9 protein-coding genes and 1 other annotated feature are annotated in these 12,628 nt (G+C 54.2%); of the genes, 3 read left to right on the top strand and 6 right to left on the bottom strand.

The features are described from left to right. Positions 1-40: 40 nt before the first annotated feature. The 4 genes from aspS to EDM54_RS26440 form a co-directional block, all read right to left on the bottom strand. The gene (gene aspS, locus EDM54_RS10525) at positions 41-1,825 is read right to left on the bottom strand and encodes an aspartate--tRNA ligase (RefSeq protein ID WP_031932378.1); all 1,785 of its coding nucleotides are present in this window, start codon (positions 1,823-1,825) and stop codon (positions 41-43) included. Positions 1,826-1,867: 42 nt separating this feature from the next. Further along, a complete protein-coding gene (gene hisS, locus EDM54_RS10520; protein ID WP_122958166.1) occupies positions 1,868-3,139 on the bottom strand; it encodes a histidine--tRNA ligase in 1,272 nt (423 codons plus the stop codon). Positions 3,140-3,231: 92 nt separating this feature from the next. Further along, positions 3,232-3,487, bottom strand: a binding site (T-box leader). A gap of 111 nt (positions 3,488-3,598) precedes the next feature. Further along, positions 3,599-5,134, bottom strand: coding sequence for a coproporphyrinogen III oxidase (locus EDM54_RS10515; RefSeq protein ID WP_024983960.1), 1,536 nt, complete (start codon positions 5,132-5,134; stop codon positions 3,599-3,601). Between the two features lie 85 nt (positions 5,135-5,219). After that, positions 5,220-5,393 (bottom strand): hypothetical protein, encoded by a 174-nt coding sequence (locus EDM54_RS26440; protein WP_003387560.1) that lies wholly within the window; start codon positions 5,391-5,393, stop codon positions 5,220-5,222. Positions 5,394-5,672: 279 nt separating this feature from the next. Here EDM54_RS26440 and EDM54_RS10505 point away from each other — a divergent pair, with 279 nt between their 5' ends. The 3 genes from EDM54_RS10505 to EDM54_RS10495 all read left to right on the top strand — a co-directional run bounded on the left by EDM54_RS10505 (position 5,673) and on the right by EDM54_RS10495 (position 9,600). After that, positions 5,673-7,568, top strand: a complete 1,896-nt coding sequence (locus EDM54_RS10505; protein WP_122958165.1) for an N-acetylmuramoyl-L-alanine amidase family protein — start codon at positions 5,673-5,675, stop codon at positions 7,566-7,568. A 142-nt stretch (positions 7,569-7,710) separates the two neighbouring features. Continuing rightward, positions 7,711-8,502 carry a TetR/AcrR family transcriptional regulator gene (locus EDM54_RS10500; RefSeq protein ID WP_122958164.1) on the top strand — a complete coding sequence of 264 codons (792 nt, stop codon included), beginning with the start codon at positions 7,711-7,713 and terminating at the stop codon, positions 8,500-8,502. Positions 8,503-8,613: 111 nt separating this feature from the next. Further along, a complete protein-coding gene (locus tag EDM54_RS10495) occupies positions 8,614-9,600 on the top strand; it encodes an alpha/beta fold hydrolase (RefSeq protein WP_003387565.1) in 987 nt (328 codons plus the stop codon). 128 nt (positions 9,601-9,728) lie between these two features. Here the strand turns inward: EDM54_RS10495 and dtd are convergent, their stop codons facing one another. Both dtd and EDM54_RS10485 read right to left on the bottom strand, forming a co-directional pair. Next, the gene (gene dtd, locus EDM54_RS10490; protein WP_003387566.1) at positions 9,729-10,166 is read right to left on the bottom strand and encodes a D-aminoacyl-tRNA deacylase; all 438 of its coding nucleotides are present in this window, start codon (positions 10,164-10,166) and stop codon (positions 9,729-9,731) included. 144 nt (positions 10,167-10,310) lie between these two features. After that, positions 10,311-12,482 carry a RelA/SpoT family protein gene (locus EDM54_RS10485; RefSeq protein ID WP_003387567.1) on the bottom strand — a complete coding sequence of 724 codons (2,172 nt, stop codon included), beginning with the start codon at positions 12,480-12,482 and terminating at the stop codon, positions 10,311-10,313. Positions 12,483-12,628: the final 146 nt, after the last annotated feature.

Below are 12,628 nucleotides of genomic sequence, written 5' to 3'. Positions count from 1 at the left end.
TACCAATGTATCAAACGCTCATGCGACTGTGCAAGCCCGCTTATTCGGCTTCTTCGTCTTTTACCGTCGTCATGATGTTCAGCTCAGCCAGCTGCTTGTCGTCCACCGGACCTGGCGCATCTACCATCAGATCGCTTGCGCTCGCTGTTTTCGGGAACGCGATCACTTCACGCAGGTTGCTGCGGCCGGCCAGCAGCATGATCAAGCGGTCCAGACCGAGTGCGATCCCGCCGTGAGGAGGCGTACCGAAGTCGAATGCGTCAAGCAGGAAGCCGAACTTTTGTTTTGCTTCTTCTTCGGTCAGGCCGAGTGTACGGAACATTTTTTCCTGTACGTCGCGCTTGTAAATCCGCATCGAACCGCCGCCCAGCTCGTAGCCGTTGAGCACCATGTCGTAGGCCTGCGCCCGGACTTGGCCAGGATCGCTTTCCAACAGGTGCAAATCTTCGTCTTTTGGACGGGTGAACGGATGGTGCAGAGCCAGATAGCGCTGCGATTCCTCATCCCACTCGACCAGCGGGAAGTCGACGACCCAGAGGAAGGCGAACTGGCTGTGGTCGATCAGGCCAAGCTCGGCACCCAGCTTGGAGCGAAGCGCGCCCAAGGCATCGGCCACGACTTTCGGCTTGTCGGCCACAAACAGGAGCAGGTCTCCCTCTTCTACGGCCAGTCGTTCTTTCAGGCTGTTGATTTCTGCTTCGCCAAAGAACTTGGCGATCGGCCCTTTGACTTCGCCGTCCTTGAAGCCCATCCACGCCAGGCCTTTTGCACCGTAGCGGGACGCGAACTTGCCGAGATCATCCGCTTCTTTGCGGGAGTAATGTCCGCAGCCTTTCGCGTTGATCGCCTTTACCTGGCCACCGCCAGAGACGACGCTGGCAAACACTTTGAAATCGCTGGTTGCGACGAGGTCGGACACATCGGTCAGCTCCATGCCGAAGCGTACGTCCGGTTTGTCGGAACCGTAACGGGCCATCGCCTCCGCATACGTCAGACGCGGGAATGGTCTCGGCACGTCTACGCCGATCGTCGTTTTGAATACATGGGCAATCATTTCTTCCATCATCGGCAGCAGCTCTTCCATAGACAGGAACGAGGTCTCGATGTCCACCTGGGTGAATTCAGGCTGGCGGTCCGCACGCAAGTCTTCGTCACGGAAGCAGCGGGCGATCTGGTAGTAGCGCTCCATGCCGGATACCATCAGCAATTGCTTGAACAACTGCGGAGATTGCGGAAGCACGAAGAATTCGCCTGGATGCACGCGGGACGGCACCAGATACTCACGCGCTCCTTCCGGCGTGCTCTTGGTCAGCATCGGTGTTTCTACTTCGACAAAGCCCTTCTCGTCGAGGAAATCGCGGAATGCTTTGGCTGCCTTGCTGCGGAGAATCAGGGAGCGCTGCATTTCCGGTCGGCGAAGGTCCAGGTAACGGTATTTCAGGCGGACCTGCTCATCTACGTCGATGTCATCCTCGATTTGGAATGGAGGCGTTTTGGCGTCGTTCAGGATGATGATTTCGCTCACGATCACTTCGACTTCGCCCGTTTTCAGCTTCGGATTGACAGCCTCCGGTGCGCGCTTGACGACGGTCCCCTTTACAGCCAGCACGTACTCGCTGCGTACTTTGTCTGCCACTTCCCATGCGTTCTTGTTGTGCTCCGGATTAAAAACGATCTGGAGGATACCTGTTCTGTCGCGGAAGTCGATAAAGATAACGCCGCCGAGGTCGCGACGCTTTTGCACCCATCCGTTCAGGATGACTTCCTGTCCTACCTGTTCAAGTCCAACCTCTCCACATTGCACGGTACGATATTGCCAACTCATTTTTGATTTCCTCCACTCATTTTTCTGATGTCGATCTTGTATTTATCCCAAGCGGCTTGCGATGACAGCCGGCAGCTCAGCCAGCTTGATCTCCTGCTGCTCCCCAGTGGCCATTTCTTTCAGAACCGCTGTTCCGCTGGCCAGCTCGGACTCGCCAATAATGACGGTAAATCTCGCAGCCAGCCGGTCCGCTTGTTTCAACTGCGCTTTCATCTTGCGGTCGAGATAGTCCAGCTCAGCCGCCACACCTGCGCTGCGCAGACGGTCGACGAGGCGGAAGGCTGCCGACTTCGCATCCGGCGTCTGAATCGCCACGAAGCAGTCGATGCCGACGGACACCGGCAGTTGGACCCCCTGCTTCTCGAGAGCGAGCAGAAGCCGCTCGATACTGAGGGCAAAGCCGATTCCCGGCATGTCGTCGCCGCCGAGCTCTGCCACCAGCCCGTTGTAGCGTCCGCCGCCGCAGAGCGTTTCTACGGCACCGATTTCTGCCATTTTGATCTCGAAGGCAGTCTGGGTGTAGTAGTCGAGACCGCGAACCATGCGCGGGTTTACCGTGTAGGCGATTCCCAGCTCGGTCAGGTACGCTTTGACCGCTTCAAAATGCGCGGCAGACTCATCGCTCAAATACTCCAAAATAGAAGGAGCATCTTTTGTCAGCGTTTTGCAGGTTTCGTTTTTGCAGTCGAGCACACGCAGCGGATTGCGGTCAATCCGGGATTGACAGTCTGGGCAAAGCTGATCGCGCACGCCGTTCAGATGTTCGAGCAGGTGCTTGCGGTGGTTCGCCCGGTCCTCCAGCGTGCCCACGCTGTTGAGCTCGACACTCAGTCCTGTCAGCCCAAGCTCTTGATAGAGCCGCATCGCCAAAGCGATCACTTCCGCGTCAATCGCCGGATCGCTGGAGCCGATCGCTTCCGCTCCGAACTGGACGAACTGCCGGTAGCGTCCAGCTTGCGGGCGCTCGTGGCGGAACATCGGCCCGAGGTAGTACATCTTGACCGGCTGATTGGGCGAGCCGTACAGCTTGTTCTCCACGTAGGAGCGGACTACGCCAGCCGTTCCCTCCGGGCGAAGCGTCAAGGCGTCCTCGCTGCGCGGATTGGAGACGTTGTACATTTCCTTCTCGACGATGTCCGTCGTTTCTCCGACACCGCGCTGGAACAGCTCTGTGCTTTCAAACAGCGGTGTGCGGATCTCGTGATAGTTGAACCGTCTGCACAAGTCGCGCGCTTTGGCCTCGATGTAATGCCACAGTTCAACCGTACCTGGCATAATATCCTGCGTGCCGCGAGGAATTTGAATCTTTGCCATCTGTTAACCCTCCATCTTTGCTTCCTGCCGGAAACTAGTTCAAACCAAAACAAAAAATCTCCCGCCTCTGACATGCCGCTTGATGCAAACATGTCAGGGACGAGAGATCGGTTTTGCTCCCGTGGTGCCACCCTGCTTGGACTCCATTTCTCATACCGGAGCCCCACTTTTCCAGTCGTTAACGCCGACTTACGCCTGCCAGTTACTAAAAAGGGCAAAAAGCCGCTTCGTTCACTGCGGTCTTCGGGGATGTCATTCACCAAGTCGTCATAGGGAAATGCTCTCAGCCGCGGCAATTCCTCTCTGGCTATCCGTTTCCTGGGTACTTGTTCCCGTCATTAGATCGTTGTAAAAAAGGTCCTTTGAAAATCTTAATGCAAATCATAGCAAACGGCGAATCAGGCGTCAACAGGCACCGGATAAAACTTTTTTGACTGCGCCAAATTGACCAGCCGCACCTTACTTGCCTGCTCCGGCCTTTTCCACTGATGCTTGCGTGGACATTCCCCCGTACACCTGGTCGAGATCGCGGAGCTTCTCTTCGGTCAAAGTCCGGTACGTCTCGTTATACGTCTTCGGGTCCTTTGGATTCGGCCACCTGACAAGCTTGCCGCTGCCGGGGGCCATCAGCTTGGAGACGGCTCCGCAGCCGAGTCCGAGGATGGTCTGCGCCTCTTCCATGATCATGATGTTGTAGATGCTCTCCTGTCCCTCAAGGGCGTAGCCGACATTTTCCAGATTGCCCAGGATGTTTTTCTGGCGGTAAAGGTAGTAGGGATGATAGCCTTTTTCCCTCGTCCAACGGGAAGCAAGCTCCATCATCCGGCTCACTTCCTCCCGGCTGGCCACCTGGTAGCGCTCCTTGTTCTGCGTCATTTCGGAGGCCCGCTTGAATGAGAGGGTGTGAACCGTCAAGGAAGTAGGCATCAGCTTTTCTACTTCCCGCAGGCTGTGCTCCCATTCCTTCAGCCCTTCACCCGGCAAACCGATGATCAAATCCATATTGATGTTGGTCAAACCCATTTCCATCGCCAAATGGTATTTCTCAATCGTTTCCTCCACCGTATGATGACGTCCGATCGCCCGCAGCGTTTCCTGGGTGAACGATTGCGGATTGATGCTGATGCGGTCAACCTCCCACCGCTTCATCACGTCCAGCTTTTCACGGGTAATCGTGTCGGGCCTGCCTGCCTCCACTGTCAGCTCGCGTACGCCATCCATATGCGGAAAGGTCCGATGCATCGTCTGAAACAACTGATCCATGTCATCTGCCGTAATGCTCGTCGGCGTCCCTCCGCCAAAATAAATCGAGGTGATCCGCATATCCCGTTCCGTGAGCCATTGGCCCATTCGTTCGATCTCGTAGTGCAGCCCTTCCAGAAAAGGATTCACTGACGCTGTATGGCTGCGGATGGCGTATGCCGGAAAGGTGCAGTACGCACACTTGGTCGGGCAAAACGGAATCCCGATGTATACAGAAAGCTCCCGGTCGATCTGGTAAAAATCAGGAACGACTTTCAACTGCCTGTCGACGATCTCCTGAAGCAAGGAAAGCTTGTGGGGCCGAACCATGTAGTCCTTTTGCAAGCGGCGGTGAACGGCTTCCCGCTCCGCTCCTGACGAAAGCAGGCTATGCATCAGCTTGGTAGGCCGGATGCCGGTGAGCACGCCCCAGCCTTGCTCGATGCCCGTCAGTTCTTCCAGAAGTTGGAGCAAAACATAGCTGACAGCACGCTTGGCGATTTTCCGCTGTTCCTTTTCCTCCAGGACCGTGTACGGACGCTCCACCATCCGCTTTTCATGCCGGTCTCCTGCATGCAATTCTCCTGTGGCACAGACGCCATCTCCACGCTCCTCCAGGGAAAGCCGGATGCGAAGGCTGTCTGAGCCTTTCCATTCCGATACATATACAATTTCCGGGTCTTCATAAAACAAGGCGAGAATCAAACCGATTTCCCGCTCGAATTGATGTCCTTCACACTTCACCTGAATCATGGGTTCACCTGCTTTTCAGTCTGCCCCTTCATCTTATCCGACAAAAAAAGCGTGGTCAACCTGGCGAAAGCACCCGGAATTTCGTTCACCGGCGCAGCTTTCTTCTGAGCTCCTGCACATCTCTGATGCTGATGTGAAACTCCCTGGACATCTCCACGTCGTTCAATGTCGATTCCTTTTCCAGAAAGTCGTGAAAATCGACGGAGAACAACCGTCTGTTTGCCTCTTGCGCAAATGCTTCCTTGTTGGACTGCCTCATCTGCGTGCCTCCTTCTCTCATCCGTGCTGGTTGTATCCTAGTATGGCCCGCAGTGCAAAAAAGCATAAGGGACGCCCGGTCATCACGGAAATGGCCATCGCTGACGATGCTGTTTCCGGTTATGAAGAAAGCAATTTCAACCATAAAAATTTGGTATTTTATAAAGAAGTTTGTCGGAAAAAGCAGGAAAAGAAGAATGAGAGGACGAAAGAGTACTTTTGGTAAATTCCACTAAAATCGGTACTTCACATCTATAAAACTGGAAAGGGTGTCAAATTCGTGCGTTTTCGTCAACATCTCCTGCGGACACTCCTTGCTGTCGCCTGTGCCGTTACCTTGCCTGTCACTGCCGCCTTTGCAGCTGGAACCATCCAGGTTACGGTCGATAATCTCAACGTTCGTTCCGGTCCCAGCACACAGGATCAGGTAGTCACTACCCTGCCGATCAAAACGGTACTGCCTGTCATCTCTGAAAAGGGCGATTGGATCCATGTGCGTCTGCCAAACGGGAAAACCGGTTGGGTGGCCAATTGGCTGGTCACAAAGTCGGGCACAAGCACAAAACCGGCCCCACAGAGTGGCGCTCAATCAACCGCACCGGTAGAGAGCACTACCGACAATGTAAACGTTCGCTCGGGTCCGGGACAAAACTATTCTGTCGTCCAAAAGATTAATCCCGGCAAAAAATACACGGTTACGCAGCGCAGCGGCGAATGGGTCCAAATTCAGCTGTCTGCAAGCGCCAAGGGCTGGGTCGCAGGTTGGCTCGTTACTGAGCACAATGCCGGAAAGCCAGCCGGTCAGCCGAGCACAACTCCTGACGGAGGAAATCCGCCTGCGGCGCCAGCCCATTCTGGCGGCTCTGCCGGGGCTGGACAAGCAGGATCACAGGGCAATTCTTTGACGCTTGAATACAATCCGTACATTTACCCGTCACCGGATTTTTCATTGCCCGCCATCGGACAGCTTCATTCCGGGTACACCATTACCGTCACGAAAAAGCAGAATGGCTGGATCCAGTTTCCATACGATGGCATACAGGCGTGGATTCCCGAGGAAGGAACCACCCAGCCTGGCACCGGACAGGCTAACGCAGGCAGCGGAGCAGCCAACCAGAACCAGCAGCCACCTGATGTACAGCCTCCGGCAAACAACGGAAGCACGAATACACAGCAGCCTGCCAAGCAGACAGCAACCGTACAGACCGACGGGTTAAATCTCCGGGCCGAGTCGAGCACAGCCAGCGCTGTCCTCGGTACGCTGAAGGCGGGCAGTACCCTGACGGTGCTGGAGAAAAAAGAAGACTGGTACCGGGTGCAAACGCCGGACGGCAAAATTGGCTGGGTCGCAGGCTGGCTCGTAACTGTCCAACAGCCTGTCATGCCCGCTCCCCCGGGACCGCATGTCACTGTCCTCAACCCGGACACGAATGTCCGTTCTGGCCCTGGAACGAATCACCCCATCCTCAAGCAGATACAGCCGGGTGAAAAATACTCGATCATCAAGCGCGAGGGCGACTGGTTCGAGCTCAAATTCACGGATGGTTCCACAGGCTTTGTAGCCGGCTGGCTGGTATCCGCGACAGGAACGCCGGCAGTTGTAAAAACAAACGCGCTGGTCGGCAAGGTGATCGTTGTCGACCCGGGACATGGCGGCAATGACAACGGCGCTACCGGCTCCAGCTTCTCCACTTTGGAAAAAACCGTGAACCTTCAGGTCGCCCTGCTATTGCGGAATAAATTGGAGGCTGCCGGGGCCAAAGTGATCATGACCCGCAGCGACGACCGGAAGCTGACGCTCCAGCAGCGTGTTGATGTGGCGATTCAGAACAACGCGGACATATTTGTCAGCATCCATCACAACACGCATCCGAATTCAACGACGAACGGAACGATCATTTTCCATTACAACAAAGGGAATTCAAGCAAGCTGGCCTCCCTTGTGCAAGCAGAAGTCGTGAAAGCGACGTCCTACAAAGACTTGCAGTCCCGCTTCGGCAACTACTACGTTCTGAGAGAAAATCCTGTAACCTCGATTTTGGCGGAGATCGGTTTCCTCTCCAACTACAATGAAGAGCTCCGGCTTCGCTCTGAGAAACAGCAGGATTTAGCTGCAGAAGGCCTCTTTAACGGGATTTTGCAGTACTTCTCATCGCAGAGCGTACAAGAAGGATAACCGTCAAACCCTTGTCTTCCAATGTGAAGACAAGGGTTCGTTTATTTTATAGGCTTGACGTTGCATTTTTGGAATCATATACTATTCGCATACTATTTGGTATGTAATCCGCATTATATTTCGTTATACTGAGGTGCAAGCAATGAAATCGAGTCAGCAAATACGGGCAGCGGCTTTACATCTGAGTGAGAAACGTCCTTTCGACAAGATCAGCTTTGCCGATGTGGCGAAAGCTGCAGGCGTACATTGGACGGCAGTACGACGCCATTTCGGCTCCAAGCAGGAAATGAGGAAGTGGCTGGAGGCGCAGCAAGCTGCCAGCGGATCTTCACTTGCGGATACGCGGACGAAAATTTTGGATGCCGCAGCCCGCGTATTCTCCAAGCACGGGTTTTCCGGGACGTCTCTGGACCTGGTAGCAGCAGACGCTGGCATGACCAAGGGCGCTGTATACTGGCACTTCTCAAGTAAAAGCGACTTGTTTGCGGCTCTTTGCGAACACCAGTTAAGCCAACAGTTGAAAGTCCTGCCGCAAACAGGTCGGATGGCGTTTGGCAACGGAAACAGCATAGCCGCAGTGAAGGGTCTGGCAGCTATGTTAGCAGCCCAATTCGAATGCTTCGAGCCGGATTCCCACGCACCCATGCTCTTTTTTGATTTCGTCACTGCTTCCCGTGATCCACTCGTGGCCGATGCGCTTCGTTCCGCCTACGGCCAGATTATTGAGGGGACTGCCGCGATGATAATAGAGTGGCAGAAGGAACAACTGCTTGCTGATGACGTTGACCCGCAAGCAATCGCCATTCTGTTTCAATCATTGATCAACGGTCTGCTTCTCGGGTTGCTTATCGATCCAAAGCGTGTCCAATTGCCTTCGATCACATCACAGCTTGCTCAACTTCTCTGGCAAGGGATTCAGCATAAAGGCAAATAGAAGAAAAACCCGTCCTTGCAAAAAGACGGGATCATTAATGCCATCAACATACCAATCAGTACGTGATTAACACACCAGATAGAATTCATATAAGGAGGTTGGTTTTCATCTATGAGCTTCCATATGAACCTGATGTTTATTCTGACCGCTTTTACTTTTGTTTTACTCTTGCTCCTCTGTTTGTATGTGCACAACCGAAGACTCGACCGCACCACAAGGAAAGCTTTCCCGCCGGCCGGAGAATACGTAGAGGCAGAACATATCCGGCTCCATTTCACCTCAAAAGGAACCGGTCGCCCGATCGTTTTTCTCCATGGAGGCATCTTGTCTTCCCGCGATTTTTCTAACGTTGTCAGCGAAGCGGCTTCCCGCGGGTTCCGGGCGATTGCCTTTGATCGTCCAGGATACGGGTACAGCGAACGGCCAAAGACCGAATGGGCGACCCCCCGCGTACAGGCGCGACTGCTCAAGGAAGCCTTGCGCAAACTGGACGCAAAACAGCCTATTTTGGTCGGGCATTCCTGGAGCGCCTCGCTCGTTCTCGCCTACATGCTGGACTACCCCGGCGAGCTTGCTGGAGCGGTTCTGGTCGCTCCCGGCGCATATGGTGGAAAAGCATATCCCGCTGGAGCGATAGACCTGTTCCTCGGCCGACTGCTGCGCGTACCCTTTTTGGGCAGCCTGGCCGCTCATACAGTACTGCCTCCCCTGGCGAGAAAGCTGACCTCAACCATGCTGCAATCTACGTTCTCGCCGGACAAAGTTCCAGACGGCTATCAGAAAATAGCGAATGCTCTATGGTCTCGTCCAAGTCAATTGCGTGCCAATCGCGAGGATATTCTCGCATTTGCGCAAACTATTCCCGCCATGGAACAGCATTATTCCCGGATACAGACCCCGACAGTCATTGTTTGCGGCGAAAAGGATCCATTTAGGCCCGACCTGCATGCGTACCGGCTCCATCGCGAGATTAGCCATTCGCGCTTGATCGTTTTGCCGGATACCGGACATATGATCCCGGCCTTGAGGCCAGCAGCAGTTGTCGACGCTGTTGAGCTTCTGATCCGCGAAATGGAGGATTCACTCCATGTAAAATAAAAACGGTGTCCGCCATGGTTCCTTTCTGCTACTAGAGGCGGCTAATAAAATACGAAAAGGAGCCGAGATGTCTCGACTCCTTTTTCTCTGTCAAGTGGATAGGGCCATCCACGAAAGCGACCTGATGTTTATGTTTCCACGATCAGCGTAACGGGACCGTCGTTGACGAGACGCACGTCCATCATCGCTCCGAATCGGCCTGTTTCTACTATCAAGCCTTTTTCCCGCAGCTTGGCATTGAGCAGATCGTACAGCGGCTCGGCCTTTTCGGGACGGGCGGCAGCCATGAAATTGGGGCGCCTGCCTTTGCGGCAATCGCCATACAGGGTGAACTGGGAGACGGACAGGATTTGACCGCCTGTATCCAGCACCGAATGGTTCATTTTTTCTTCGCTGTCTTCAAAAATGCGCAGGTTGGCAATCTTGTCGGCAATGAACTCTACGTCTTTCTCTGTATCCTCATGCGTAATCCCGACCAAAAGCACAAGGCCGTGGTCAATACGGCCGACCACTTCGCCTGCCACGGTGACACTTGCTTCGCGGGAACGTTGGACTACTACTCGCACAGCAGCAAAAACTCCTTCCAGATCATTCATCTTGCAGTACCAAAGGCTTGTCTCGATGGTATCTTTCTAAATTGCTCGCCCGTAGCGCTGGGTACTGTCCTTTGCTTACACCAGAACGAAACAAGAACACCCGATCTTGTGGGATCAGGTGCTGAGAATCCGTCGGACGGAATAAATGTCCTTGATGCGCTTGATGCGCTCGACCACTTTGTGCAGGTGATCGATATTGCTGATAGAAATCGTCATGTGAATGGTGGCTACCCGATTTTTGTCTGCTTTGCCGCTGACCGCAGAGATATTCGTTTTCGTCTCTGCCACGACCTGCAAAACATCGTTCAGCAGGCCGCTTCGATCCTGACCGGTAATCTCGATATCCACATGGTAGTTATGCTTGAAGTCGGTATCCCACTCCACATCGATCAACCGTTCCATGCACTCTTCCGTCAGGACGTTGGGACAGTCCTTGCGGTGAACGGAAACGCCTCTGCCCCTGGTGATAAACCCGATGATCTGATCCCCAGGGACCGGCGTACAGCAGCGGGAAATCCGCACCAGCAGATTGTCGACGCCCTTTACCTTGACGCCCGACTCGCTGCGGCCTGTTGACTGCGCAGGAGCTGGCTTGTATTCCGGCACAGGCGGATTTTGTTCCTCCCGCTCTTTGCGCAGCTTGTCGATCAGCCTGGTGACGATCTGGGAGGCTGTGATTCCGCCATAGCCCACAGCGGCGAACATGTCCTCATGGCCCTGAAAGTTGAAGCGGGTTGCAGCTTCCTTCAAATTCGCATCGGTCATCGCATCCTTGAGATCGTAGCCTCTGGCCTTGATTTCGGCCTCGACCATCTGCTGTCCTTTGGCTACATTCTCTTCCCGCTTTTCCTTTTTAAACCACTGCTTGATTTTGTTTCGGGCGTGAGCCGATTTGGCGATCTTCAGCCAGTCCTGGCTCGGGCCGTACGAGTGCTTGGACGTCAAAATTTCCACGATGTCGCCCGTCTTCAGCGAATAGTCGAGCGGCACAATTTTGCCGTTTACCTTCGCCCCGATCGTCCGGTTGCCGACGGCGGAGTGGATGCGGTAAGCGAAATCGAGCGGCACAGAGCCTTTCGGAAGCTCGACCACGTCCCCTTTTGGAGTAAAGACAAACACCGTGTCGGAGAAGAGATCCTGTTTCAAGGACTCCATAAACTCCTGGGCGTTTGGAGCCTCCTCGGAGCCCCCTTCAATAATCTCCCGCAGGTTCCCGAGCTTCTCGGCAAAGGAGCCCTGGACGACACTTCTGCCTTCCTTGTAGGCCCAGTGCGCTGCGATCCCGATCTCCGCCGTCTGGTGCATATCCCATGTGCGAATCTGCACTTCCAGCGGCTCGCCTTTCGGACCGATGACAGTCGTGTGCAGCGACTGGTACATGTTTGCTTTCGGCATTGCGATATAATCCTTGAAACGGCCGGGCATCGGCTTCCAGAGCGTGTGGACGATCCCCAGAACCGCGTAGCAGTCGCGAATGTCATTGACGATGATGCGAAGCGCGAGAAGATCGTAAATCTCGTTGAACTGCTTGTTTTGCTTCGTCATCTTCTTGTAGATGCTGTAAATGTGCTTGGGACGGCCGGATATTTCGGCTTCGATGTTCAGTTCCTTCAGCTTATCCTTGATTGTGTCTGCAGCTTCGTTGATGTAGGCTTCCCGTTCGGTCCGCTTTTTCTGCATCAAATTGACAATGCGGTAGTATTGCTGTGGATTGAGATAGCGGAGCGATGTGTCTTCCAATTCCCATTTCACGGAAGCGATCCCCAGGCGGTGAGCCAGTGGAGCAAAAATCTCCAGTGTTTCATCTGAAATTTCCCGCTGCTTCTCCTCTGACATATGGCGGAGGGTCCGCATGTTGTGGAGGCGGTCAGCCAGCTTGATCATGATCACACGGATGTCCTGGGCCATCGCGACCAGCATCTTGCGGTGATTCTCGGCCAGCTGCTCCTCCTTTGACTTGTATTTGATTTTATCGAGCTTGGTCACGCCGTCAACCAACAAAGCTACTTCTTGGCCAAATTCGCCCTGAAGATGTTCGAGCGAAACCTCGGTGTCTTCCACTACATCATGCAAAAAGCCGGCAGCAATCGTTACCGCATCCATGTGCAGCTCTGCCAAAATGCCAGCAACCGCAATGGGATGCATGATGTAAGGAACGCCCGATTTGCGCACCTGGCCTTCATGGGCTTTCTCTGCCAGCTGGTACGCGCGCGTAATCAGATCCAGGTCCGCTTTGGACAAGTAACTGCCTGCTTTTGTGAGTACTTCATTAATGCCGGTGCTCATAGTTCCTTCCCTTATCCTCTCATTAGAAAACCTGGCTGAGCCAAGCTTTTTTTGCGAAGCCTTAGCCTGCGAAGTACGGGACGTGCGGGTGTACGGCATAGGGCAGGAGTGCGCTCTTTTTCGCTGCTCATGCCGATAACCGGTAA

It is taken from the genome of Brevibacillus borstelensis (assembly GCF_003710865.1).
GTDB lineage: Bacteria > Bacillota > Bacilli > Brevibacillales > Brevibacillaceae > Brevibacillus > Brevibacillus borstelensis.
Note: the sequence above shows the minus strand (reverse complement) of the source record. Positions and strands in the feature narration are given on the sequence as shown.

Excerpts from the sequence above, each read along its gene's own strand:
- EDM54_RS26440 (WP_003387560.1), bottom strand. The coding sequence starts at position 5,393 with ATGAGGCAGTCCAACAAGGAAGCATTTGCGCAAGAGGCAAACAGACGG.
- hisS (WP_122958166.1), bottom strand. The coding sequence starts at position 3,139 with ATGGCAAAGATTCAAATTCCTCGCGGCACGCAGGATATTATGCCAGGT.
- EDM54_RS10495 (WP_003387565.1), top strand. The coding sequence starts at position 8,614 with ATGAGCTTCCATATGAACCTGATGTTTATTCTGACCGCTTTTACTTTT.
- EDM54_RS10515 (WP_024983960.1), bottom strand. The coding sequence starts at position 5,134 with ATGATTCAGGTGAAGTGTGAAGGACATCAATTCGAGCGGGAAATCGGT.
- EDM54_RS10500 (WP_122958164.1), top strand. The coding sequence starts at position 7,711 with ATGAAATCGAGTCAGCAAATACGGGCAGCGGCTTTACATCTGAGTGAG.
- aspS (WP_031932378.1), bottom strand. The coding sequence starts at position 1,825 with ATGAGTTGGCAATATCGTACCGTGCAATGTGGAGAGGTTGGACTTGAA.
- EDM54_RS10485 (WP_003387567.1), bottom strand. The coding sequence starts at position 12,482 with ATGAGCACCGGCATTAATGAAGTACTCACAAAAGCAGGCAGTTACTTG.